Below are 24,732 nucleotides of genomic sequence, written 5' to 3' on the forward strand. Positions count from 1 at the left end.
TGAGGGGATGTCCCGTATGATAGAAGTATAGAGGGAAAGGAGTGAGTGCGTGTTAACCGTTCTTATCGCCATACTACTTGGAGTTGTTGAGGGGGTTACGGAATTCATCCCTGTATCGTCAACGGGACATATGATACTTACTTCGAAGTTGCTCGGCATTGATGAGCAGAGTGAATTGCTAAAAACATTTGAAATCGTGATTCAATTAGGAGCGATCATCGCGATTACAGTCGTGTATTGGCAACGAATTTTAGGGCTGCTCGGCTTGAGCAGTGAAACCGTCCAAAAAGGTCTCACCCCACAGAAACGAATGAATGTGCTTCATATCGGGTTAGGTATCGCTCCGGCCCTGCTGGTTGCCTTTGTGGCGAAAGACTTCATTAAAACCCTGTTTAGTGCGTATACGGTGCTGTTCGCACTAATAGTCGGGGGAATATTTATGTGGGCCGCTGAGTGGTACAGTTCGCGCAGGAAACCGGAAGCGCAATCCGTAGATGATATTACGTATAAGCAAGCCCTTCTGATCGGCTTATATCAGATTATCGCTGTGCTGTGGCCTGGATTTTCCCGATCAGGCTCCACGATCTCCGGTGGATTGCTGAGCGGTGTTAGTTACCGAGCGTCTGCTGACTTCTCATTCATCATCGCAATTCCAATCATGATGATTGCAACCGGATATGAGATTATAAACAATATTCATATGTTTAGCTTGGATGTCGTTGGGCTCTTTGCGCTAGGCTTTATCGTTGCGTTTATGGTTGCTTACGCGGTTGTTGTTACATTTTTAAAGCATATTCAACGTGTGCGGCTTAAACATTTTGCGATATATCGCTTTATCGTAGCTGGATTGTTTTGGTTTTTTATTATGGAATAGTCGATTGTAATGAATTTGCGTACTAACTCGAAAAAAATACTAATTTTTCTATCAACTTTACATTTTCTAGTCGTCACTACCGCCTATTTTTGATATGATGTTGAAATAATGCATTCACAGTATTGTGGTGTAAATTTGGATAACTTCAGGGGTTGACTCTGTTTGAGGTGGGTTCCGATTCAGGCATGCCAACCAGGTATGCGACTAGCGAAAAAAGTGTATAACGAAGAAGGTCTTGTGCTGTTAGGTGAGCAAGTGGAACTGAATGACGTCTACATTCGCCGCCTTTCAACGATGGGGGTCACGTCCGTATATATTGAAGATGAGCGTACGGAAGGGATTGAACCTGTAAGCCTTATTAGCGAAGCTACGATGAGACAAGCGAACAAGACGATCCGAACCGAATTCAAGAAGTTAATGGATGAAGGAATGAGTCGTAAACGACCGGCGTATTCGACGATGAGTCGCGCATTTCTCACTGTTTTGGACGCCATTATAGACGACCTTTCGAGCCACAATGACGCTATGGTCATGCTTAACGACATTCAAACGACGGATCATTATTTGTTTCGCCACTCTTTGAACGTATGTATTTATAGTACTTTGTTAGGAATTAATTACGGATATGATCGTGAACAATTGAAAGTGTTAAGCTTAGGGGCATTGCTGCATGATATCGGCAAAACGAAAATTGATCTACAACTGTTAAATAAACCGTCGCGATTAACCGACCAAGAGTTTAACCATGTAAAGCGCCATGCAGAGCTCGGTTACGCTATTTTGAAGGACGAGCCGAATGTCCCTTTATTGGCCGCACACATCGCTTATCAGCATCATGAACGGTTGAATGGCAGTGGATATCCTCGACAATTGAAGGGCAATGAAATTCATGACTACGCAAAATGGGTGGCGATAGCGGATTCGTATGACGCGATGACTTCACACCGTATTTATCGTAACGCAATGCTGCCACATGAAGTGCTTGAAATTTTGTACGCTGGAGCAGGAACATTGTACGAGCAGCCGATGCTGTCTCTGTTTCGTGATCGAATAGCTGTATATCCGCTTGGGATGACGATAGAGTTAAGTACGGGGGAAATCGGTGTCGTGGCGAGTATTAACACGCACTGCCCACAGCGCCCAACTGTCCGTATTTTGTATGGGCCACAAGGTGAGACCGTTTCACAAGGCAAAGAAATCGATCTTTCCCGCTGTCTAAGCACGATGATCGTCGGATTTACGACTGAAAATTGACCCATCTTCGTCCAACACGTACAATGAGAGAAGATGTGCTTTCATTTTGATAGTTGGGGGTTCAATTCGTGCGAGAATCAGATAAACAAGGGTTGTTCTGGCATTGGGGCCGCTTTATGTTTCGGCAGCGCCATGCGGTGTGGATCATCTGGGTCATTTTATTCGTTGTTATGGCGTTTTTTGCAGTAAAAGCACCTGCAATGCTTAAGGACACTGGCTTTACGCCTATCGGTAGCGAGTCTGATAAGGCGCTTGTGTTGATGCGTGAAGAGCTGCAACTATCATCGACCACGCTGGATATTGTATATGAAAGCCGTGACGGCTCTTCGTTATGGACTCCAGAAGCGATACGACGGATCGAACAGTCACTAGATCGGTTAGAACAGGAATCTTATGTCACTCAGATTTCGGTACGCAAAGAAGGTCATCTGCGAAAGCGAGATGACGTCATTGCTGCTACCGTATTTATAGATTTAGATTCGAACGAAGCGATCAACCGCTATCCGGAAATACGTAAGCTCATTCCAGAAATGGATCAGGTGAGCACGTATGTCAGCGGCGCTACTGCTGCTTTTTACGATATGCAGGAAGCGAGTAAACGCGATATTATTAAAGCCGAAGTCATTGGCTTGCCTATTGCTTTAATTGTACTGCTGCTCGTGTTTGGCACGTGGCTGGCAGGCATTTTGCCGTTAATTGTTGGTCTAATGAGCGTGACGATAACATTGGGCCTGATATACTTTATAGCGCTAACGACCGATTCGCTCAGCAACTTTATGCCGAACATCGTAAGCATGCTCGGACTTGCTGTCGGGATTGACTATGCCCTCTTTATGGTTAGTCGCTTCCGTGAGGAGCTGCGACGCCAGCCTTCCGTCGAGCTTGCCGTCGCGATGACTGCGCAACGGGCGGGTCAGTCTATCTTCTTTTCCGGTGTCGCGGTTCTAATCGGATTAATTGCGATGGTCTTTATTGATTTATCGTTGTTCCATTCGATTTGTCTGGGCGGTGTACTCGTTGTGACGATGTCTGTCATCGTCGGCAACACTTTGCTGCTGGCTATATTCGCTTTGCTAGGAGAACGAATTAATCGCTACAAGGTTATTCCAAAGCGATTCCGTCGTCAAGAAGGCCCTGAGCAGACGGAGCGTGCTTTCTGGGGCAAAGTCGCTTATGGCGTAATGAAGCGCCCAGTCACGATTGTCGTCGTGCTAAGCGGTTTGTTAATTGCATTTGCATGGCCCATTAGCGGAATGAAGATAGGTGTGCCTCAAGCAGAAATGCTGCCGCCTAAGTATGAATCGCGCTACGGGTTTGATCTGTTGAAGCAAACTTACGATATGCGGGAATTAAGTCCGATTCAAGTTGTATTGCGGACGGATAAGCCGTATACGGACGAAGTGACGATAGAAGCTGTTCAACGACTCACAGACCGCTTGTCCGCATTAGAAGGGGTAAGCCGAGTCGATAGCTATCTTGGGGCGATGTCGAAGTTTCCTTCGTCCACAGCAAAGGCAGAGGCGTTAAAGCAACAGACTGTGCGCACTGCACTGGAAGATACAAGACTCGTCAACAACGAATGGATTGTGCTGCAAGTCATCTCTAGCTTAGACTCGGAAGGTGACGTTACGTTTCCACTTGTGCGCGAAATGCGCGAAATGGATATCGATCCAGCCTTTAAAGAGCAGCTTGTGACAGGAGCAGCTGCGGTTCGCTTAGATATTGTAGATACGATTACGACTGCGCTGCCATATGTCATCGTATTTATCCTCATTGTGACGTATATCGTATTGTTTATTGCATTTCGCTCGGTATTACTGCCATTAAAGGCGGTGATAATGAATGTATTAAGCTTAGGTGCGAGTCTAGGCATCGTTGTACTCGTCTTTCAATACGGCTTCTTGGCGGAACTGTTCCAAGTGACGTCTACCGGCGTAGTCGTTGCCATGCTGCCTGTCATCATTTTTTGTGTAGTGTTCGGCATATCTATGGACTATGAAGTATTTTTGTTGTCGCGTATCGCTGAACAGTATGATGAGAGCGGGGATAACGAGCAGGCGACAGCAGAAGGATTGAAAAAGACAGGGAGCATCATTACGAGTGCTGCATTTATTCTTATCGTCGTTGTGGGAGCGTTCATTTTTACAGATAACGAGATGATGAAGGCGATTGGTCTAGGCTTAGCCACAGCAGTCTTGTTAGATGCGACGTTAATTAGGCTATTTCTTGTGCCTGCGCTCATGAAGCTGATGGGGAATGCGAATTGGTGGGCCCCGCGCTGGATGAGACACAAGCAACAATCGAAACAGTGACCGTCATCTTAAACAAATAAGCAAACACATAAACAACATATAAACAAACATATAAACAATTCTGTGAATCGTTACAAAGATTTTCAGCTAGAGGTAATTAGAAAGTTAGGTGGAATGAACAATGGAACAACTTCAAGTGGAGCAAGGAACAACTATAGGGACGATAAGGAGAAATGAGCTGATCCCGTTATCACCGTCTTATGACCCTTGGGACCCGATTCGCTCATTGCAGCAACACGGGAAGCATACGCTCACAAGTGTTGAAATGACGCTGGCACTTGCTTGCAACATGCGTTGCGAGCACTGTGCAGTCGGTCATACGCTCTCGATTAGCGAACCGCCGAAGCTTCCGCTTGCTGATATGCTAAGAAGCCTGGATGAAGTTGAGCATTTGGAGACAATCAGTATTACTGGTGGGGAGCCTATGCTCTATGCCAAAACGGTTAAAGAGTACATTGTCCCGCTACTTAAATATGCGCGTGAGCGTGGAGTGCGCTCGCAGATCAACTCGAATTTGACGCTTGATATAGAGCGGTATGAATGGCTGTTACCGTATTTGGATGTCATGCATATTTCGTTTAACTACACATGTGCAGACGATTTTCATGAAGTCGGATTTGCACATACTGTACATGACGTCAAGGAAAAGGCGGCCGTTCGTTTGTACGAACGCATGATTGAAAACACCCGCAAACTAAGTGAAGCGGGGATGTACATTTCGGCAGAATCGATGCTTAACTACCGTACGCATGATAAGATTACACAAATTCATCAGCTTATTGATGAGATGGGTTGTAAGCGTCATGAGGTTCATCCGATGTATCCAAGCTCGTTCGCCAAGCATTTGCCCGTGCTTCAATTGCCGGAGCTGCGCAAATCGATCCATGACTTATTGGATGTACGCAATCGTGATATGTGGATGCTATTTGGTACGCTACCATTTTTCCATTGCAATACAAATGAAGAGGATCATGCGCTGTTGCGGCGTTTGAAGACGGAGCCGAACGTTACATTGCGTAACGATCCGGATGGCCGTAACCGACTCAATGTCAATTTGTTCTCTGGTGACGTGTACGTAACTGATTTTGCGGACATTCCAGCATTCGGGAACATTTTTAATGAAAAATTAGACGGCATATTTAATAGATGGTTGCATGAGCATCCACTAAGCCAAACGGTTGATTGTTATTGTCCACAAGCTTCATGCTGTGGTCCGAATCTACTTGTTGCGAACATGTACTACGATGGAATCGATTTTAAGAAACGTACTGCACTAACCTTGTAATAGGTGCTATACAAATGGAGTAGGTATGTGACAGCCTATCAACGGTACGGTAAAATGAAAACCACATATGCAGCATCGGAGCATGTTATGAAGGTGACGATGTAACTTGTATAACATTAACGGCAGGTGTGCCGATGAAGGATGTGACCTATGTCGTTAAAACAGCTTGTTGTGCTAGCATTAGGTATCGTATTTCTGTACGGATTGTTTACTGTCGGAGCGCCATTTTTGCTAGCCAGTGTATTGGCCATGTTTTTAGAGCCTTTGACACAGTTTTGGATGCGAACGTTTCGTGTTAAGCGAGTTCCAGCAGCTGCGATAACGAGTACGTTGTTTACGTTGTTCCTGTTGTTCGGTATGTATTGGCTCGGTCTGCAAATGATTAAGCAGCTTATTGCGCTTGTGAAAAATATGCCGACTTATATGCAGGAAGTTCAAATATGGGTTGAGAAGAGTCTGATTGATATGCGCGGGGTGTATCAAGATCTGCCAAGTGATTGGGGAGCGGGTATTGAAACGGTAATTAGCCAAGCAATCGGACATTTATCTTCGTTCGCTTCGGCGGCTTCGACACATATGGTGTCGGCAGCTTCAGCGTTGCCTAACATGTTTATCTTCTTTATCGTATTTATCGTGGCGCTCTTCTTTATAAACGCGAGTCTAGATCGCTTCCGTCCTACGGTGTTGAGATTTTTTGATGAAAAATCGCACAATCAGGTCGGTGAAGTGATGGATCGGCTTAGACAATCCGTGTTTGGCTTTATCCGAGCACAGTTTATTTTAAGCTTGTTCACGTACGTGATTACGTTGAGTGGATTGTTAATTCTCGATACAAAATATCCATTAGCTATCGCGCTACTCGTCACGATTGTAGATTTACTACCTATTTTAGGGGTAGGTTCTGCATTGGTACCGTGGGGTGTTTACTGCATGGTAACGGGGGACTTGTTTACAGGTGTTGGTTTGGTCGCGTTGTTCGTTATCATTACAGCGCTGCGTCGTATTTTGGAACCGAAAGTGGTTGGTGATTCGGTAGGTATCGGAGCGCTGCCAGCTTTAATAAGTCTTTATGTTGGTTTCAAGCTTGTCGGCGTTATCGGTTTCTTCATTGGACCGCTGGTCGTCATTGTGTTTTCCGCGCTGCGTAAGGCGGGGCTATTGGAAGTGAAGTTTAAGTTTTAGAGAGTTGTTAATCGGCACCCAGGCTTTTGAAGCCCGGGTGCTCTTTTTTTAGAAAAAGGTAGTTCGGATGTACGTAGAGCTGAACTCGACTGCGCGTGTTGCGTTAGGGACGAAATGGAGTTCCAATTCATGATTGCTCTGTAAATTGCTCTGTAAATTGTTCAGTGAATTGCTATGTGATTCGCGATGTGACTTGTGATGTCATTTGTTAAGTGACTCGTTGTGCGATTTGCTCTGCGATGATACGGCCGTGGTGTCGGCCTGACTCAATAAACACCTCATTGGCATCCCGTCCAGATGCGATGACACCAGCTACGTAGAGGCCAGGGACGTTCGTTTCCATCGTGTCAGGATGATAGATCGGCTTTTCCTTGTCTGCTTGCAATTGAACACCTGAATCGGCTAGCATGTTTCGGTCAGGTCTAAATCCAGTTAAAGCGAGTACAAAATCGGCAGAAATGATATCCACATCCCCCGCTGCATCCTCAATATGTACATAACCAGATTCAATACGTGTCACTTGTGAAGCGAAGCGCATTTGAATGCGCTGTTTGCTAAGCATGCTTTCAAACAGGGGGCGTACCCACGGCTTAATGCTGCTCGACAATTGCTCGCCTCGATAGACGACAGTTACGTGCGCGCCTACCCGTTGCAGTTCCAGCGCAGCATCAATGGCGGAGTTGTTCCCCCCAATGATGGTGACGTTCATGCCAGCATAAGGGTGAGCTTCTTGAAAGTAATGGGTGACATGCGATAGTGATTCACCTGGAATTCCTAACAAATTAGGATGATCAAAATATCCTGTCGCGATAATGACATGGGGCGTCGAGCGACGGGAGGTAGCTCCGTTTTGTGTTCGTGAATGCACCGAAAATGATCCATCGGCTTCTTTTTGTACAGACAGTACTTCTTCATAGGCACGAATCCGGAGCTTGTAATGCTCGGCCACTTTTCGATAATAGACAAGCGCCTCGTGACGATAAGGCTTGTCATTTGGCGTGGCAAATGGAATACCCCCAATCTCCAATAACTCAGGTGTACTAAAAAACTGTAAATGTGTGGGGTAACGATATATCGAATGCACGATGCAGTTTTTCTCAATAATAAGCGGATCGATTCCGATGCGCTGCAATTCAATGGCAGCCGATAGTCCGCAAGGTCCGGCCCCAATAATAATGGCTTGTTCCACTTTAATCTCCTCCGTTCAGACATGATAGTTATCGTTATATCGTAACTGAAAATAGCGACGATTGACAACGCTCATAAAACATATCAGAAGGCGTAACCATCTATAAGTTGGCTGCGCCTTCTGTATCTGTGCTTGTCGTGTTGTTCGACAACAATATTACGTTATTCCGAAGTCTCAAGACATGGGACCGCTTGAAGCGACTTTCCTTGTTCTTCGTATTCTTGAGGTACGATATAGGACGATGTGTAGACGAGTATTTTCCCGTCTTCATAAATGCTCGTAATGGTATGTGTTGGAGTCGATGTTGGAGTTGGAGCCAGATCTGGAACCAGAGCTGGCGCTGGTGTTGGTGTTGGGGTGGTTGCAGTAACTGTGGCAGGGTCTGGGATCGGAATTTGCGAATCCATTTGGATGGAAAGCAAGTCAGAATCCGCAATAAACGGACTCGTGTACGTGATTAAATTGCCGTCGTTGTTATTTTTCAGCACTTTGTTCTCGTACACCCATAATGCATATTCAAGTGGGCGCATAATGGCAGCTCGGTAAGTGTCGCCATCACCAATTCGATTAAACACCTCACGTGCAGGCTTCGGATTTACTTCGAGCATCCACACATGTCCGCTGCGATCAATCGCGATATCAAGCGCGATTTCACATAAAGCATCGTACTTTTCCTCCAAATACGAAGCGACTTCCAGTCCTAATGTTCGCGCCTCTTCTTTGACACGATGGATGAGCAAATAGTCTGCAATCCATTGATTCAGCAATACGTCCATTGCTACGGCTTCGCCGCCGCCGTGCAAATTGGACGTTATGCTTTTTTCTGCTCCGATTCTGCCTGCGCAGCCCGTAAGGGACCAATTGCCGTATCGATCTTTTTGCACAAGCATGCGATAATCGTGCACACGCCCGTTCGGCAAATTCAACGATATTCCTTGCTGAACGAGATATCGCTCTCTGGCATTCCATGCGGCTAATTTAATCGCCAGTTGGGACCAAGTCAATTTTTGCGGACGAATAATGCGCCGTTGCTGATCTCGCCCTTGTACATATACGACTTGATTGGACGATTTCAACCGTTCAATCCGTAAGATGCCCCGCCCTCCCGTGCCGTTAATAGGCTTCAAGTAAACGAGCGGCTCTTGCTTAATCATGCGCTGTACGTCTTGCACACACGTATACAAGCGCGTCACAGGCAAATGCTGACGAATAGAAGGCAGGGTGGACAATACTTGGTGTATCGTCCATTTATTGCGCAGCGGGCGGTTAAGGAACAGCAGATTGTTGTATTTGGCGCGAAATTTGCGTAATTGTTCAAATCGATAACTATTTTGCAGACGGCAGCGATCAAATATCATATGAGGGAACTTCATCCATCTATAGTGCCAACGATCGGATTCGGGATGATAGCACATGGCGTTGATGCGGCGGTTGGATTCATCGACGTCTTGCGGCGTGAACACGAAGACGTTAAGACCGATTTGCTTTCCCAAGGTGATCATTTTCTGATAGATCGACCGTTCTTCAAGATGCTTCTGTTCATTTGTGTATAACGTTAATATGCCAAGTACCGGTTGAGCCAAGCGCATTCACCTTCTTCTTGTCCGTTATCCACTTGGTTTGGCAAGGAACGTGCTGTATTGAAAAATGCGCTCCAAAGAACGTTTACGGATGTGCGGTTCGTCAAATTTCATCGGTTTGGCATTGGCTTCAAAAAACCAGATGCCTCCGCTAGCGTCCACTCCCAAATCCATTGACATTTCTCCAAGCGTCTGACCGGAGCCGCGTTCAATTTGACGAGCGATAATGAGCGCGGCGTTTTTTGTGCGAATGAGGATGCGTTTTGACTGTTCTATACCAAATATTGACGTTAGCAGCTTCTCAGGATCGTCAATGCTTCCTCCACGTGGGACGTGGGTCGTTATGCTCAATGAACCTGCAACCCGAGCCCCTACGCCCGTGATGTCCCATTGTCCTTTGCCATTTTTCTGGACGAGTACGCGTAAGTCAAAAGGTCTGCGATCGATTGAGGCAAGCAAGATGCCTTGCTGAACGATATAGTTGTGCTGTGAAGCTTGCTTGCGAATACGCGTCCATAGCTTCGTAATCGTAGCGCATTTGTACGATACGTTCTTTTTCTTGTCTTGAATTTTCAACCGAAACTTTAATGCTTTGGTTGGATTTACACGCAATGTCATAATGCCAACACCCGCCTTGCCACTTTCGGGCTTTAAAAATAAGAACGGATGCTTATGCAACATTTTTCCTAAGTGGATAGGTGTCGTCAACCGTTGGGTGGAAGGAATAAATTGTTTCGTCGTCCGTGATTTTTTTAGCCATTCGAACAGATGCCATTTGTTGAAAAAGAAAGGGTTGAACAGTCGGATCGTGGGATGAGTCACCAAGTCGACTATTTTCTTGATCACAGGAGGCTGCATTTCATCTTCGCGTAGCGGGATGCGATTGTAAATCACTTGTGGCAGCGGGAACCATTCCTGCTGCCATATGTTCTGTTCAAATTGATAGCGATACCCGATAATTCGTCTAGCGTCCAGCTTTAAGTCTTTCACCGTGACGATATAAACGAGAAATCCCATCTCCTTACCCGTTTGCAACAAGTCCACGAAGTTCTCTCGATTACCTCTAAACAAATCTTTCTCGTCATCAATCGTTAGTATGGCAACGACCGGCAATTGCTCCTGTTCCAATTCGCTCAAAATTCATCCCTCCTGAGAAATTTACTCAGGTACAGGCAATGTTCAATAATGTGATTAAGAGAAGCGGTTCCTTCATCTTTTAACGATGGATGCTTAAAAATGGAGCGACCTGGTTTGGCATTCGCTTCGAACATCCATACATGTTCATCACGATCAATACCAATATCAAATCCTAATTCACCGATTAAATGAGGGTGGTTGCGTTCGATTGCTTCCGCAAGATCAATGGCAACTCGTTTGGCGTCCTCCAACACCTCCTCTGCCCGGTCACCGAATTCGCGTTCCAGCGCTTGTTCAGGAGTCATGAGTTGCCCACCATTTTTGACGTGAGTGGTGACACTGCCTTTTCCGGCCTTTTTGGCGCCGATTCCGACGACCGTCCATACGTTTTCACCGTTTTTGTGCATATGAAACCGAAAATCGATCGGGCAACCATCGATCTCAATGAGCCGTACACCTTGCTGGACGACGTAATTGAGCAAACTTTGACCATGTCTAGCTTCCAGCATGCGCATCAGACTAGAAAAATGTTTGAAGCGAAGCAGTACATTTTTGCCGTTGCTCGTATAGCGAGCGAAGTATCCTTTTTTGGGCAAATAGGTAAGTCTATAAATGCCGATACCTAAACTGCCTGCCGTCGGTTTATAGTAGACGAATTGATGTCTTTCAAGCATGCTTTTTATCATATCGGAGGTTGGGCTCATGACAGATTCTGGTACATAGCGATTAGCGTCAAGCTCATCTTTTAGCAGTTCATATACATCCGATTTATTAAAGAAGCTCCAGTTGAAAAACGGAATCTTTTTTCTAATTAATCGTTCACGCAGTCCGTTAATCGCCGCGGACGTTTCCGCCCGCCGACTATGGAGGCGGTTATACACAACATCTGGCAGGGGCACAGTTCTTCTCATCCAACCGCCGGACTCACTAAGGAAATAGGCGGACACCGTCTCGTCATGCCAATCAATGTCGTTAGGGTGAAAGGCGCATATATAAGCTTTTTTGTTGCCTGCCTTGAGTAGCTGCTTGATAAAATTAGAGCGATTCCCAAAAGGCGTCGCATTGGGCCGATTCGTTGTGGCATCAGACATAATGCCGATGAGCGGACCGATTTGCAAATCGCCTTCGGATTCATTTAAGAGGTGCACCATAGCTGATCTCGGCACATGAACATAGTTGCGCAACCCAGCGCTGACGAATAGATGTTTACCTGGTTTTCGAATCGGTTTAACGGAAACGGGAGTGACGATTTTTCCGAAGCGAAGCCGCACCGTTTTTTTACCGGCTAGTTTGAGTTGTTTTAAGAGTGAGTTGGACACGTATAATACTTTTTCAGGATTTGGCGTTAAATGCACGTTACAAACCGTCAAACTCATGGACAGACCCTCCTAAGATGTCGAACCATAACGTGACGCGCGTACAAAATAGGGTATTCCACGGATTTAAGGGCAGCATCTCGCTCACCGCTTTGACTAAATACATTACGGCCGGGTTTCGAATTCACTTCCAGCAGCCATAGATGTGCATTTCGGTCAATTCCGAAGTCGAGCCCTAGTTCTGATAAGCGTCCGTGCCGTTGTTCAAGCGCAGGCGGAATAAGCTTGCTGTAGTGACGAATCGTACTTGCCAGCCGCTCGGCTTCGCTCGGGCCGAACTGCTCAATCAAGAACGGAAGAGCCTGAACAGAGTGGCCACCGCCATGCAAGTTGGATGTTACACTCGTGCTGCATCCAACACGCACAGCCATGCCTGTAAACTTCCATTGTCCACGCTCATTTTTTTGCATGAGTACGCGAACGTCAAACGGTCTTTCTTCCTGATCCGTTAGCGACAAGTACGGCTGGACAATATATCGTCGCTTGCTGATGAAGTGGTCGATCCATTGCAACCCGGATTCAACGGTAGAAAAACCTTTTTGCACGAGCGAGTTGTCACGATTTCGCCCCCGCACTTGAAGTGGGTACATCGTACGCTGTCCCTCGTCTGCCCGGGCGCGACGAACATGAAGGGTGGAGCGTCCGTGGCTCCCCCCTTGCGGTTTGAGGAACACGTTAGCATCATGGTGATTCAGTTGCTCAGCTAGTGCCTTCATGCCTTTGTATACCGTAGTAGGTGGCATAATGGGAGCTAAGTCGGGACAGGTGGACAAGGAACGGAATATATCCCATTTCCCGCCTAAGCCGATACCTAGCCACCGGATGCCTGCACGTTGCATCCGAGACATCGCGACTTTCGTCCGATAGTGCTGCATCTCGTTAGCATACGTGCATCGATCGTACACTAACGCAGGCAATGCGACGTGACGAGTTTCCCAGCCTCCAGCATGATAGTGATAAGCCGTTACGCTCATGTTATCCCAGTCGATGTGCAAGGGAGAAAACACGAGCACGGTAACGCCTAATTTATGGCCTGCCATACAAAGTTTGCGGCTGTACATGGGTTCAGTGAGCGGATAAATGTGTGCATTTGCAGCTGTGTCGGTGTCGGTTGAAGGTGCAGAGGAGGATTCATTTTGCAGTACGCCGAGCACGGCGTTGTCCCTCCTTGGAGTCCATACGTCCATGGATGACCACCTCCTTAAAAGCCAGCTAAATGGCGAGCATATTCGACCATTTTGCGTACAGAAGGGCGTATTTTACTTTCATTAAGCGGTGTGTTATCACTTTTGGAAGGTTTGGAATTCACTTCTAGAAGCCATACTCTTCCGTGTTCATCGACGGCTAAATCGATACCTAGTTCGCCAAAATGCAGCGGGATATAAGTTTCGACTCCGCGTGCAATATCAAGCGCAGCACGCTGTAAGCGAACGTAGATGTCTGTCCGTGAATCAGACGATAGTTCCGAACTCGTGATGGCCTCTTTTACCGTACTTAACGTACCGCCGCGTGCAAGATTGGACACAAAATGCTGATTGCTGGCTACGCGCGCCACGATAGAAGTAATCGTCCATTTTCCGGTAGCATTTTTTTGCACAAGAGCTCGAAAGTCGACGGGGCGCTTTTCATTTTCGATCAGCGTTAATCCTTGCTGAATTTGGTAGCTGTTCGTTTTCATTTTTCCAGATAGGCTCGAGAACAGCTTAAGCAGGCTACTAAAAGATTGGCGACGCGTTCCGTTTACAGTTGAATACATCGCTTGATACGTATTGTCCGGCAATTTAGATACACGAACGATACCTTTGCCAAGGCTGCCACGAGCCGGCTTAAGAAAGACGGTGTTGTAACGAGCGCACATCGTCTTCAGGGTTGTAAAGCTGCGCAGGAGATGGGATTCTGGTAAATACTTTTGTAACTGAACATCGGGCTGTAGGGCATCAAATACTTCGGTCTTATCGAGAAATTTTTCGTTAAAGATGTGGGTTTTATGACGCAGTTTTACTTCTTTCATAAAATGCTGTACGCTAGGTTTGTTCTCTATCTTGCGCGAAGGAAGTCGATTGTTGATGACATCTGGGATCGGCATTGTTGCTTTTTGCCAGCATCCATTTGCGTAAACCCACCCTTGCACACCGCTGTATTGATCTAGGATTTGTTCAGGTGTAAAGAAGCAAGCGACAGCCCCGTGAGCTTGACAGGCATCTACGAGTTCTTTACAGAACAACGTAATTTGCCCAAACGGCTTATCAGGCGTATCTGGCCGGTCTCTGCTTATCATCACACCAACAAGTGGGCCAAGGCATAACGTGTGGCTTGCCGATTTATATACAGCTCGGAGCGTAACGCCGGATTGTAGTCCCATCTTCCGTGCCAATACATGATTCATGCGCAAGCCGTCATAGCGGGGGACAGGAACGACTGTCACATGGTGCTTAAATGATCCAAAGCGAAGTGTTAGTGGTTGGTTGACCGGGATTTTCCACTGTTTGACGTAAGCTTCGCCTAACATGAGCACTTCTTCTCGCAAGATGCCGGAACTGATGACCTGGAGCGTTACTTTTGTTTTGGACATGTTGGTTCTCCTTCCAACAACAACTTACTGTCCTTGATACGTTGGGCACCTGTACGGGTCAATACAGGTGAACCATATACGCTAATGTATCATATGAGGACATATTTTCCTTGGTGATTAACCTATGCAGGAAAGGATGCGGATTTATGCCCACTTGGTTATTTATTCTTTTTAGCGTGTCCGTAGCTGCCGTTGTAGGCGGGATTACGAATCACTTTGCGATTAAGATGCTATTTCACCCCCGAATTCCGATTAAAATTGGGCGGTGGCGAGTACCGTTTACCCCGGGGCTCATCCCAAAGCGGAAAGAGGATATTGCTGCTTCGCTAGGGGATGTGGTGGCCGAATACTTAGTAACAAGCGATGGGCTACGAGCGATGCTCAATAAGCCTAATGTGCAAGAGAAAGCGACGTCGTCGCTGCTTAACGGGCTAGAGCGATGGCTGCAAGACGAGCGTACGGTACGCGAATGGTCAAGCACTTTATTTCCTGATCGAGAGTGGGAAGATGTACGCGATCAACTAGCGGAGCGTCTACAAGCTTGGACTGATGCAGGATTTAGAAAATGGTGGACAAGCAACCAACTAGATGTGCGTCCGTTGTCAGAGTTGTTGCCCATGTACTCAGATGAGACACGCGAGCGGATTGCTGCTAGAACGGCAACGTTGTTGTTGTCGGCTGTGCGGGAAGAAATATTGTCCCCTAATGGTCAACATATGCTACGCAAGATGGCATCTGGAGTGTTAGAGCGTACCCAAGGCTTCTTCGGTACGATGGCTGCTATGTTTGTCGATGAGGATAAACTTGTATCGAAGATGACGCCCATTATTGCAGAGCAGTTGCATTCGATATCCGTACATACGGCAGTGGCGCAATTTATCGCGAACAAATTGCAGGAATGGGGTAACCAGTCGCCTGCTGAACTCATACGCGCATTTACCGATCAGGAGCATACGGAACAGGAGCCTGTAGATTGGCTCTTGGAACATCTACCTGCATTAACGCGTTGGACTGAGCGTGTGGAGCGACTCGGTGACGTTCGCCCAACAGTGTGGCTTGGTCAAGTTCGTCATACGTGGGAACCTTATGTGCCGCGTGTGGTAGAAGTTGGGCTGAGGTTGCTCGATAACAACTTAGAGCGGCTTGTCGCAGTTGTGAACTTGCAAGAAATGGTGCGTATGCAGGTTGAGCGTTTTCCTGTTGAACGCTTGGAGACGATTATTTTGAGCGTCTCAGGTAAAGAATTCCGAGCGATTACATGGCTTGGTGCTGTATTAGGGGGACTTATCGGTCTGCTGCAAGGCGTGGTCATGCTAGCACTAAAATGATGCTGCACAATGTGATGTGACGAATGCGTCGTCATTTGTCGTATAAAGAATACATATGGTATGCTGTCTAGGCTGATTATATCAGCCTACTAATTTCTATTTAGGAATGGTTTGATACAGGTTTGATAGTAAGAAAGGATGAATGAATATGTCTAATGTATACGATAAGGCACATGAACTAGCACGTGCTTTGCAAGAATCTCCAGAAGCAAAAGCGATTGAAGAAGCGATGAAAGCGATCGATGCAAATGAAGAGAGCAAGAGCATGCTTGCGAACTTCCGTCAGCGTCAAGTCGAATTGCAACAGCAGATGATGGCTGGTGAAATGCCGCCGCCAGAAGAGATGGAGAACATGCAGAAGCTGTTCGAAGTGATTAGCATGAACCCAGACATGGCAGCCCTGTTTGAGGCAGAGCAGCGCTTGGCCGTTATTATCCAAGATGTGAACAAGATTGTAACCGATTCTCTTGGCCATATCTATCAATAATTTTTGAATCTCGTAATAAAGGTGACATAATCGTGTCCTGCATTTCATACGCTCTTATTAAGGACAAGGCCTGCAAGGCAGAACGAAGTATGAGCTTCCGTATGTCTGTTGGCAAGGAGGGCGTTATCGTTATGAAAAAGACCGAATATGAAGCTGCGCAAATGGTAAGGCGTATGGAAAATATGCTCGCTGAGCAAAGGGCCGCGCAAGAGGCATCGCAAGAAACGGCCGAGCTTCCGCTTGGCGAAGGCGCGACCACCAAGCAGCGGGCGAAGCGCTGGTGGCACGTCTGTGCAATCGCGATCGTACTTGTGATGCTCTTAATCGCTTTGCCGATTGTCAAGACTGCGCACTTATCCACAGGAGCTACTTGGTTCAGTTTTGTATGGATTGGCTTTGCATTGCTTGTGCTAGGCGCTCATCTTTATCGTTTACTAGGCGTTGACGAAGAAGCTGAACGCCATCTGCAACGTATTCGGCGGGAGAAGCTGCGCCGGTTAGAAGAGCATGTGCTCAAGCGTGTGGAGCGCAAGCAAACGCAAAAAAAGCATGTTACTTAGCGTATCATGCTGATTGATCTGAACGATATAAGCCTTCCCACTCTTAACTCCCGTATGTGATGTACGCGGAGAGAGGAGTGGGAAGGCTTTTTTATTTGTGATAATATAGGTACAGATAAATACAGTTCGGAGATTAGGGGTGTAACAGATGGAAGGACATGATGGAACGGTCACCAAGCACGAGCAGCTGCTGACTCATATTGAAAATTTAAAGCCAGCCACCAAAATTTCCGTACGCAAATTGGCGAAGGAAATGGGTGTTAGTGAAGGAACCGCATATCGCGCCGTCAAAGAAGCCGAAAATATCGGCCTCGTCCTGACGAAAGAGCGAATTGGCACTGTGCGTGTGGAGAAGAAACCGCGCAACATGTCCGACCAACTGACATTTACAGAGGTTGTCGAAATTGTAGGTGGCTCTGTGCTTGGTGGAATTGAGGGTCAAACGAAGACGCTCAACAAGTATGTCATTGGCGCGATGAAACTGGACGCCATGGTTCGCTACATAGATGCGGGCAGCTTGCTCATCGTCGGTAACCGCGAAGACGCACACCGGCTTGCCTTGCAGCACGGGGCAGGCGTATTGATTACAGGTGGTTTCGGGACGAGCAGAGAAGTCAAAATGCTGGCGGATACACTCAACTTACCGATCATTTCATCCAAATATGATACGTTTACAGTCGCTTCGATGATTAACCGTGCATTATTTGATCGACTTATTAAGAAGAAAATTATGATTGTAGAGGATGTCGTCAACTTAAATACGAAAATGCACGTCTTGCGGCCTTTTAGTACGGTGCTTGATTTTGAGCTACTGCGCGAGGAGACAGGGCATAGTCGTTTTCCTGTGGTGGATGACTGGAACCGAGTCATCGGGATGATGACGTATAAAGATGTGCTCGGTGCAGCACCGACGCAGACGCTGGATAAGTTGTACAGCCGCAATCCGATTACGGCTAACTTGCAGACATCGCTTGCGTCTGCCTCACACACAATGGTGTGGGAAGGCGTTGAGCTGCTGCCTGTAGTTGACCGGAGCAGGAGGCTGCTCGCCGTCATTACGCGGCGCGAGGTATTGGAAGCGATGCGGGATGCCAAGAAGGAGCCACAGCTTGGCGAAACGTTCGATGATCTGATTTGGAACGGGTTCGAAGAGGAGCGGGACGAACAGGGGCGGCTGTTCTATCGAGGGGTGATTACCCCGCAGATGGCAAGCCATTTAGGCACGATATCAGAAGGGGTTCTGACGACGTTAATGACGCAAGCCGCACTGCGCACCGCAAAAGATGCGCGCGGTCACGATCATGTGCTAGAGAACATTACGACGTTCTTTATTCGTCCGATCCAAATCGAAGAGTTACTGACGATACGGCCTCACGTGTTGGAGCTAAGCCGCAAGTTCTGCAAGCTTGAAGTTGAACTGCTTGTGGACGGTGCGCTTGCTAGTAAAGCGATGATGAACGTACAAAACATTGATTAATGCTGTCGTATATTCGCCCAAGTCAGCCAAGTCAGCTTAGCGAATACGAACAAAGAGGCCGTTCCATAAGTCACAAGATGACTTGGGGCGGCCCCTTTACGTAAGACGGGAGTGCTCTATTTTTGCTCGGCAGATAAATGTCGTTGAAAATGACCGTGATTGCGCAATCCGGCAAACAAATTGAACGCACCGAGAACGAGCAGCACAGCTCCGACAATGACGCGCACCGTCGATCCTTCAAACATAAACATCTGAATAAGCGCGATAAACACGAGCATAAAGCCCATGCAAATGTTGGTGCGGGCTGCATATAATCCTCGATAACCGGCGTGGCTAGAACGACGAGAACGAATGCTGTAAAAAACGGACAAGCCTGACGTTAAGCAGATGAGCAGGACTAAGCCCCACAGTATTGACTGCATAATTTGCTCCAAAGTATAAACGCTCCTTTTTGTATCAAATATAGCTCTTGTTATTTTACCATAATGTCCGCTTGAGGCGAACGTTTTCATCGATGAAGAGGAAGTGGCTTACAAACCGGATTAGAGCTGGATTAATGCTAGTTTAATTGATGATTAAAGAGCTGGTTTAAGTGCCTACATAAGCATGAACATCGATCCATACGTGCAGGACGCCTTCTGTGACGAGCATGGTGCGTAACGCCACCGTGTAATCTTTTTCGAATATATCGGGGTAAATTTTATTTTTTAGTAGTCCTTCTACCAGTTTGCTGTACTCGTCAATTTGAAACACGTCTCGACCCTTTAAGCCTTTTAAATCGTTGAGGAGGCGCCGCTTAATTTCAGCTTGATCCCCTTGCGGGATAATACGCTGCGTAGAAGGGTTGTAAATGTGAACGTCGATGCTTTTAATGACAGTCTGTTTATTTTTATATTTGAGCAAATCTTGCGCTTCAGTACGGTAATGAGACACGTGATCCTGCAAATCAATATTCATCATAACTAGCTCATTGATCTGATGCAAAAATAGCGCATGATACACGCAAGCTCCAAGTACCATCCCTGAAATGCCGATGCCGATATCCCGCAGCAACGATGAAACAGTCGGTTTACGCATCGTATCTACCCCCTGACCCGACAAATCCAATGAATGATTTCCGTGCCTAGGTGCGCCCCTAAAAAGGATACGAATATATAAAGCAGCTGTTTAAATACAGGAGATAAGTTTCCGACCCAAAAATTGCTTTCAATGACACGGATAGGATCAATCGTGCCGCCAACTGCTGCAACGACGGCCCAAATTTTCAAGTGCTCCGCAATATGACTCATCGTATCGACAGGAGATTGGAGCGCGATTACGGCTCCGATGCCTGCCAGCATTGAACCGCCCATAACGACGCCAAAGGCAATAAAAAAATCGAGCAGCGCCTTCGCTAAAAATGTACCCATGCAAGCTTCTCCCTTCAAACCGTATTTGGCGGAAGTGAAAAAGGACAAGACTTCCTCTGTACATGTATAGAACTTGTTTCATGAAATATGATAAAATAGAAAACGAAAGTATGTTCGTATATCATCATGCTGTTATGAGTAGCAAAAGGCAGGATGACGGAGGTGTCTTAGCACATGAACGGATTCGTGCATTTGCACGTTCACAGTGAATACAGTTTGCTCGACGGAGCGGCGCGGATCGAAGCGCTTGCCACGCAAGCAGCTGCAAATGGAATGAAGGCGCTCGCCCTTACCGACCACGGGGTTATGTACGGGACGATCGCATTTTATAAAGCTTGTCTAAAACATGGAATTAAACCCATTATTGGAATGGAAGCTTATGTGACAGCTGGTTCTCGTCACGAACGAGCCTCGCGTAAGGAACAGCCCATCTATCATTTAATATTGCTTGCGAAGAACAAGCAAGGATATCGCAATTTGATGAAAATTTGCTCCGTTGGACACTTGGAAGGTTTTCATTACAAACCACGGGTCGACATGGAGACGCTTCAGCAGTACGGAGAAGGCATTATCTGCTTGAGTGCCTGTTTAGGAGGCGAAGTGTCGCAGCACGTCCTGCACGATCGTTTGGACGAGGCACGTGCTGCGGCTGAGCGATACCGTGACATTTTTAAGGATGGATTTTACCTTGAATTGCAAGATCATCATTTGCCTGAGCAGAAAAAAGTGAACATCGGCCTTATCGCGCTAAGCGAGCAGACAGGCATTCCTTTAGTCGCGACGAACGACGTGCACTATATTCGTCAAGAAGACGCGGCCATGCAAGATGTGCTCATATGTATCGGTACAGGCAAGACGGTTGAGGAAGAGGGGCGATTGCGTATTCCTACCGATCAACTGTACTTTAAATCTGGCGATGAGATGAGCGCTTTATTTAGGCATGTGCCAGAGGCGATTCTCAACACCGCGCGGATTGCGGAGCAATGCAAGGTGGAGATTGAACTTGGCGGAGCTGTGCTTCCGGCGTTCGAGCCGATTCCAGAAGGGCTGACAGCAGCCCAGTATTTGCGTCAGCTATGTGAAGCAGGGCTTCACAACCGCTATGCGCATGTAAGCGAGTGGCAGGATGCAGCCTTTCAAGAGAGCGCGTGGCAACGTTTGCACTACGAGTTGGATACGATTGTGAATATGGGCTTTGCGGACTATTTTTTAATCGTATGGGACTTTATTCGCTATGCCCATGAGCAAGGCATTATGACAGGTCCTGGACGTGGATCATCCGCAGGTAGTCTTGTTGCGTATACATTGCGCATTACGAACGTCGATCCGCTGAAATACAATTTGTTGTTTGAGCGCTTCCTTAATCCAGAGCGAATTACGATGCCAGATATCGATATTGACTTTAACGACGAGCGGCGCGATGAGGTCATTGCTTATGTCGCTGACAAATACGGCCATGACCGCGTAGCGCAAATTATTACGTTCGGCACAATGGCTGCACGTGGAGCGGTGCGCGATGTAGGGCGCGTACTGAACGTGCCTTACAACGAAACGGATCGGGCTGCGAAGTTAATACCCGAGCGAATCGGCATCACGTTGGAAAAGGCGCTGCACGTAAGCACAGAACTGCGTGAATGGCGAGAGAAACAACCGCGCATACGTGAGTTGCTTGATATGGCTGTCAAGGTCGAAGGGATGCCACGCCACGCTTCCACGCATGCGGCTGGAGTCGTTATCAGTCAAGAGCCGCTGACGCACTACGTGCCTTTGCAGGCCGCTTCCGAGCGTTCCACGCTCACGCAATATTCGATGGAGCATTTAGAAGCGATCGGCATGCTTAAAATGGATTTTCTTGGTTTGCGCACACTTTCGATTATCGAGCGCACGCTCGGTTGGATCGAAGAGCGTACTGGTCAGGCGCTCGATTTGAATGCGGTGGACGATGCAGATGAGCAGACGTATACCTTGCTAGGACGTGGCGAAACGACCGGGCTGTTCCAATTGGAATCGGCAGGGGTGCGGCGTGTTTTACGTGAAATGAAGCCTAACTCATTCGAGGACATCGTCTCCGTTCTAGCGCTCTATCGCCCAGGTCCGATGGAATTTATTCCGAACTACATTTTGAGTAAACACGGCAAACAGGCAGTTGAATACCCACATCCGGATCTGGAACCGATTTTGCGTGACACGTACGGCATTATTGTATACCAAGAGCAAATTATGCAAATTGCCTCGCGTATGGCCGGATTTTCACTCGGTGAAGCGGATTTATTGCGACGAGCTGTATCGAAAAAGAAACGCGAAGTGCTTGATCAAGAGCGTGAGCATTTTGTGCAAGGAAGCTTGGCGCAAGGATATGCGGAGGCGGAAGCTAATCATGTGTATGACATGATCGTTCGCTTTGCGGACTACGGTTTCCCGCGTGCGCATGCGGCTGCTTACGGTGTGCTGGCGTTTCAAACCGCATTTTTGAAGACTCACTATCCGACTCCATTTATGGCGTCGATGTTAACGGCCAATATGGGCAATCATCGCAAGGTGGCTGAATACATTGAGGATTGTCGCAAGCAAGGCATTCGATTGCTGCCGCCTGATGTGAACGAGAGTAAAGTCACGTTTACGCCTGTTGACGGCGCGATCCGGTTTGGACTTGGAGCGATTAAAAATGTCGGTACACTTGCGATTGAGAGTATGCTGCGTGAACGGGAGCAGAAGCCGTTTATGGACTTGCTCGATTTTTGCAAGCGGGTTGATCTACGTGTCTGCAATCGACGTGTAATTGAATCGCTTATTCAAGCTGGCGCATTCGATTCGCTACCTGGTCACCGGGCGCAGTTGCTCGCGGTGTTGGATGAATCGTTGGAGGCGGCTGCGAAGTGGCGCAAGGAACGTGAAGATTTGCAAATTCAATTCTTGGGCTTGGACGAGGTGAACAACTGGACGGTTGAGCTGCCCAACGTTCAGCCATTTACTATGGCCCAACAATTGGAGTTGGAGCGCGACTTACTCGGTTTATATTTGTCAGGGCACCCACTGGATGATTATGTGGCGCTATTGGCTGAAATAGACACCGATCAGCTCGTTGATTTGCATGACGCTGCTGATGAAAGCGAGTGTGTCGTAGCAGGTATGGTGGTGTCGATCCGCTCGATTGTTACAAAAGCAGGAAAACCGATGGCTTTTGTCGAAATTGAAGATCGAATTGAACGTGTGGAAGTAGTTCTGTTTCCAGAGGTGTGGCGACGTGCGGAACAACTCGTTGCCAAAGGAGCCTTGCTTGCTGTTCGGGCTAAAGTCCAGCAACAGGACGAGGACTACAAGCTACTGGCACATGAGGCGGTGCCGTTGGAGCCGCACGCCGTTGCTGCGCTTGCACAGCGATCCCGCCAGCGTCGTCGTCCGGAACTGGCAGGTGACGGTGGCTCGTCGGCTGGCCCTAAGGGCCGCGACAGCATGGGCAGCTCTGGCAGCTCTGGCAGTCAGCGTAGCGCGAGCGTGTATGGCGCTAATCGTCCAGCTGTGGCTCGTCCAAGCGTGGATGCCAGCTCTGGACATCCTTCAACACGAGACGAGCTAGGCGCTCAGCAGGAGGTTTTACGTCAGGCACAGCACACGGCGCAGCAGGAGAGCTCGCATAAGACGCAGCAGAGGCCAACAGGTCGTGATGCGGAGCGAGGGAGAGTGGCGGAGTCGCCAGGCGCTTCCTCGTCTGCGCAGCCGCGTTCTGCAACGCAGCGCGTGTATATCAAGATAACGGCTGACCGTGAACGTCCAGAGCTGCTCCAAGAGCTGCAACAGCTTATCCAATCCCAGCCTGGGCCGCTGCCGACCGTGCTGTTTTACGAGCGTGAGCAGCAGTTGCGGGCGCTAAGTGCCGCATATGCGATCAAGCCTTCGCCGGAATTATTCCGCCGGATTGAGGCCATATGCGGCGCTGGGACCGTGCGAGTGAAGTAAAAAAGGCGTAGCGCTGTTCATGTCGAATATCTTGAAGAGCATGAACACTTCCTCTCTACGACGCATACATTTATGTACGCCCCGTTGCACAACATGTTCTTTGGCGTTGTAGCTTACGGGATAAGGGAGGAAGTAGCGATGACTTACGATGATTGCGTGGAGTTGCTTCAGCGGCGTGGGGTGACACTGACGTCTATTTCCGAGATCGTCTATCAACTCCAGCATCCGTACAACGCTGTTCTCAAACAGGAGGACTGTTTAGACAGTGTTAAGGCGATTTTGCGCAAACGTGAAGTTCAGTACACGCTTCTAACAGGCATTACCTTAGATATATTGGCGGAACAACAGCTGTTGCCTGAACCGCTACAATCGATCATGGAAGCGGACGAGTCTTTGTATGGCGTAGACGAGACGCTTGCACTAGGAATTACCAATATGTTTGGTACCATTGCGCTTACTAGCTTTGGTTATTTAGACAAAGCTAAAGTTGGCATAATTCAACAACTAAATAATAAAGGCGACCATGTACACGTATTTCTCGACGATCTCGTAGCTGGGCTTGCAGCAGCTGCATCCGCACGAATTGCTCACCACGATGTGAATGCTCGTCAGTATGATGTGTCTGAAAATATTGACGAGGTCTGACGGTTAGTCGGGAGAGAACATTTAGACACTCTTGCATATAGTTCCAACTACCGCTTATAATCTCATTAAACCAATAACGAAGTTAAAGATTTATATGCATGTCTCGAT

Annotated in this window: 20 protein-coding genes; 11 read left to right on the forward strand and 9 right to left on the reverse strand. The window is 47.6% G+C overall.

Annotation, left to right across the window (positions count from 1 at the left end; all coding sequences use genetic code 11):
• Positions 1–49: 49 nt before the first annotated feature.
• From KIK04_RS17205 to ytvI, 5 genes are all read left to right on the forward strand, one after another.
• Positions 50–874, forward strand: a complete 825-nt coding sequence (locus KIK04_RS17205; RefSeq protein ID WP_232274833.1) for an undecaprenyl-diphosphate phosphatase — start codon at positions 50–52, stop codon at positions 872–874.
• A 162-nt stretch (positions 875–1,036) separates the two neighbouring features.
• Positions 1,037–2,128, forward strand: a complete 1,092-nt coding sequence (locus tag KIK04_RS17210; protein ID WP_232274834.1) for an HD-GYP domain-containing protein — start codon at positions 1,037–1,039, stop codon at positions 2,126–2,128.
• Positions 2,129–2,196: 68 nt separating this feature from the next.
• Positions 2,197–4,440, forward strand: coding sequence for an MMPL family transporter (locus KIK04_RS17215; RefSeq protein ID WP_232274835.1), 2,244 nt, complete (start codon positions 2,197–2,199; stop codon positions 4,438–4,440).
• 121 nt (positions 4,441–4,561) lie between these two features.
• Positions 4,562–5,725 carry a radical SAM/CxCxxxxC motif protein YfkAB gene (yfkAB, locus tag KIK04_RS17220; RefSeq protein ID WP_442951100.1) on the forward strand — a complete coding sequence of 388 codons (1,164 nt, stop codon included), beginning with the start codon at positions 4,562–4,564 and terminating at the stop codon, positions 5,723–5,725.
• 150 nt (positions 5,726–5,875) lie between these two features.
• Complete coding sequence (gene ytvI, locus KIK04_RS17225) at positions 5,876–6,907, forward strand: sporulation integral membrane protein YtvI (protein WP_232274836.1); 1,032 nt, start codon at positions 5,876–5,878, stop codon at positions 6,905–6,907.
• Positions 6,908–7,115: 208 nt separating this feature from the next.
• Here the strand turns inward: ytvI and KIK04_RS17230 are convergent, their stop codons facing one another.
• The 6 genes from KIK04_RS17230 to KIK04_RS17255 form a co-directional block, all read right to left on the reverse strand.
• A complete protein-coding gene (locus KIK04_RS17230) occupies positions 7,116–8,096 on the reverse strand; it encodes a YpdA family putative bacillithiol disulfide reductase (RefSeq protein ID WP_232274837.1) in 981 nt (326 codons plus the stop codon).
• Between the two features lie 161 nt (positions 8,097–8,257).
• Positions 8,258–9,679 (reverse strand): YheC/YheD family endospore coat-associated protein, encoded by a 1,422-nt coding sequence (locus KIK04_RS17235; protein ID WP_332329976.1) that lies wholly within the window; start codon positions 9,677–9,679, stop codon positions 8,258–8,260.
• A 24-nt stretch (positions 9,680–9,703) separates the two neighbouring features.
• Positions 9,704–10,813 (reverse strand): YheC/YheD family endospore coat-associated protein, encoded by a 1,110-nt coding sequence (locus tag KIK04_RS17240; protein WP_232274838.1) that lies wholly within the window; start codon positions 10,811–10,813, stop codon positions 9,704–9,706.
• On the reverse strand, positions 10,810–12,189 hold the full coding sequence (locus KIK04_RS17245; protein ID WP_232274839.1) for a YheC/YheD family endospore coat-associated protein: 1,380 nt from the start codon (positions 12,187–12,189) through the stop codon (positions 10,810–10,812). Before KIK04_RS17245 ends, KIK04_RS17240 begins: the two co-directional genes overlap by 4 nt.
• Positions 12,186–13,376: a YheC/YheD family endospore coat-associated protein gene (locus KIK04_RS17250; protein WP_232274840.1), complete on the reverse strand. Its 1,191-nt coding sequence runs from the start codon at positions 13,374–13,376 to the stop codon at positions 12,186–12,188. The genes KIK04_RS17245 and KIK04_RS17250 overlap by 4 nt, the downstream gene beginning before the upstream one ends.
• Positions 13,377–13,390: 14 nt before the next feature.
• Positions 13,391–14,761: a YheC/YheD family endospore coat-associated protein gene (locus KIK04_RS17255; protein ID WP_232274841.1), complete on the reverse strand. Its 1,371-nt coding sequence runs from the start codon at positions 14,759–14,761 to the stop codon at positions 13,391–13,393.
• 146 nt (positions 14,762–14,907) lie between these two features.
• On the opposite strand from KIK04_RS17255, the gene KIK04_RS17260 reads away from it, so the two are divergent.
• The 4 genes from KIK04_RS17260 to KIK04_RS17275 all read left to right on the forward strand — a co-directional run bounded on the left by KIK04_RS17260 (position 14,908) and on the right by KIK04_RS17275 (position 18,613).
• Positions 14,908–16,089: a DUF445 family protein gene (locus KIK04_RS17260; protein ID WP_232274842.1), complete on the forward strand. Its 1,182-nt coding sequence runs from the start codon at positions 14,908–14,910 to the stop codon at positions 16,087–16,089.
• Positions 16,090–16,237: 148 nt separating this feature from the next.
• Positions 16,238–16,576, forward strand: coding sequence for a YlbF/YmcA family competence regulator (locus KIK04_RS17265; RefSeq protein ID WP_232274843.1), 339 nt, complete (start codon positions 16,238–16,240; stop codon positions 16,574–16,576).
• 131 nt (positions 16,577–16,707) lie between these two features.
• On the forward strand, positions 16,708–17,136 hold the full coding sequence (locus KIK04_RS17270) for a hypothetical protein (RefSeq protein ID WP_232274844.1): 429 nt from the start codon (positions 16,708–16,710) through the stop codon (positions 17,134–17,136).
• A 148-nt stretch (positions 17,137–17,284) separates the two neighbouring features.
• Positions 17,285–18,613, forward strand: a complete 1,329-nt coding sequence (locus tag KIK04_RS17275; RefSeq protein ID WP_232274845.1) for a DRTGG domain-containing protein — start codon at positions 17,285–17,287, stop codon at positions 18,611–18,613.
• A gap of 116 nt (positions 18,614–18,729) precedes the next feature.
• On the opposite strand, the gene KIK04_RS17280 is transcribed toward KIK04_RS17275, so the two are convergent.
• The 3 genes from KIK04_RS17280 to KIK04_RS17290 all read right to left on the reverse strand — a co-directional run bounded on the left by KIK04_RS17280 (position 18,730) and on the right by KIK04_RS17290 (position 20,022).
• A complete protein-coding gene (locus KIK04_RS17280; protein WP_442951101.1) occupies positions 18,730–19,047 on the reverse strand; it encodes a YtpI family protein in 318 nt (105 codons plus the stop codon).
• Between the two features lie 154 nt (positions 19,048–19,201).
• The gene (locus KIK04_RS17285; RefSeq protein ID WP_232274846.1) at positions 19,202–19,690 is read right to left on the reverse strand and encodes a sporulation membrane protein YtrI; all 489 of its coding nucleotides are present in this window, start codon (positions 19,688–19,690) and stop codon (positions 19,202–19,204) included.
• Between the two features lie 5 nt (positions 19,691–19,695).
• Positions 19,696–20,022 (reverse strand): YtrH family sporulation protein, encoded by a 327-nt coding sequence (locus tag KIK04_RS17290; protein ID WP_232274847.1) that lies wholly within the window; start codon positions 20,020–20,022, stop codon positions 19,696–19,698.
• 174 nt (positions 20,023–20,196) lie between these two features.
• On the opposite strand from KIK04_RS17290, the gene KIK04_RS17295 reads away from it, so the two are divergent.
• Together KIK04_RS17295 and KIK04_RS17300 are read left to right on the forward strand one after the other, a co-directional pair.
• Entirely contained in the window at positions 20,197–23,979 is a 3,783-nt protein-coding gene (locus KIK04_RS17295) for a DNA polymerase III subunit alpha (protein ID WP_232274848.1), read from the forward strand.
• A 138-nt stretch (positions 23,980–24,117) separates the two neighbouring features.
• Positions 24,118–24,624, forward strand: a complete 507-nt coding sequence (locus KIK04_RS17300; protein ID WP_232274849.1) for a phosphatidylglycerophosphatase A family protein — start codon at positions 24,118–24,120, stop codon at positions 24,622–24,624.
• Positions 24,625–24,732 lie beyond the last annotated feature (108 nt).

Source organism: Paenibacillus sp. 481 (assembly GCF_021223605.1).
Taxonomy (GTDB): Bacteria; Bacillota; Bacilli; order Paenibacillales; family Paenibacillaceae; genus Paenibacillus_B.

Bases quoted from the DNA above. Each gene is read 5' to 3' on its own strand.
- yfkAB (WP_442951100.1), top strand. From the start codon at position 4,562: ATGGAACAACTTCAAGTGGAGCAAGGAACAACTATAGGGACGATAAGG.
- ytvI (WP_232274836.1), top strand. From the start codon at position 5,876: ATGTCGTTAAAACAGCTTGTTGTGCTAGCATTAGGTATCGTATTTCTG.
- KIK04_RS17245 (WP_232274839.1), bottom strand. From the start codon at position 12,189: ATGAGTTTGACGGTTTGTAACGTGCATTTAACGCCAAATCCTGAAAAA.
- KIK04_RS17250 (WP_232274840.1), bottom strand. From the start codon at position 13,376: ATGGACGTATGGACTCCAAGGAGGGACAACGCCGTGCTCGGCGTACTG.
- KIK04_RS17255 (WP_232274841.1), bottom strand. From the start codon at position 14,761: ATGTCCAAAACAAAAGTAACGCTCCAGGTCATCAGTTCCGGCATCTTG.
- KIK04_RS17260 (WP_232274842.1), top strand. From the start codon at position 14,908: ATGCCCACTTGGTTATTTATTCTTTTTAGCGTGTCCGTAGCTGCCGTT.
- KIK04_RS17265 (WP_232274843.1), top strand. From the start codon at position 16,238: ATGTCTAATGTATACGATAAGGCACATGAACTAGCACGTGCTTTGCAA.
- KIK04_RS17270 (WP_232274844.1), top strand. From the start codon at position 16,708: ATGAAAAAGACCGAATATGAAGCTGCGCAAATGGTAAGGCGTATGGAA.
- KIK04_RS17275 (WP_232274845.1), top strand. From the start codon at position 17,285: ATGGAAGGACATGATGGAACGGTCACCAAGCACGAGCAGCTGCTGACT.
- KIK04_RS17285 (WP_232274846.1), bottom strand. From the start codon at position 19,690: ATGCGTAAACCGACTGTTTCATCGTTGCTGCGGGATATCGGCATCGGC.
- KIK04_RS17290 (WP_232274847.1), bottom strand. From the start codon at position 20,022: ATGGGTACATTTTTAGCGAAGGCGCTGCTCGATTTTTTTATTGCCTTT.
- KIK04_RS17295 (WP_232274848.1), top strand. From the start codon at position 20,197: ATGAACGGATTCGTGCATTTGCACGTTCACAGTGAATACAGTTTGCTC.
- KIK04_RS17300 (WP_232274849.1), top strand. From the start codon at position 24,118: ATGACTTACGATGATTGCGTGGAGTTGCTTCAGCGGCGTGGGGTGACA.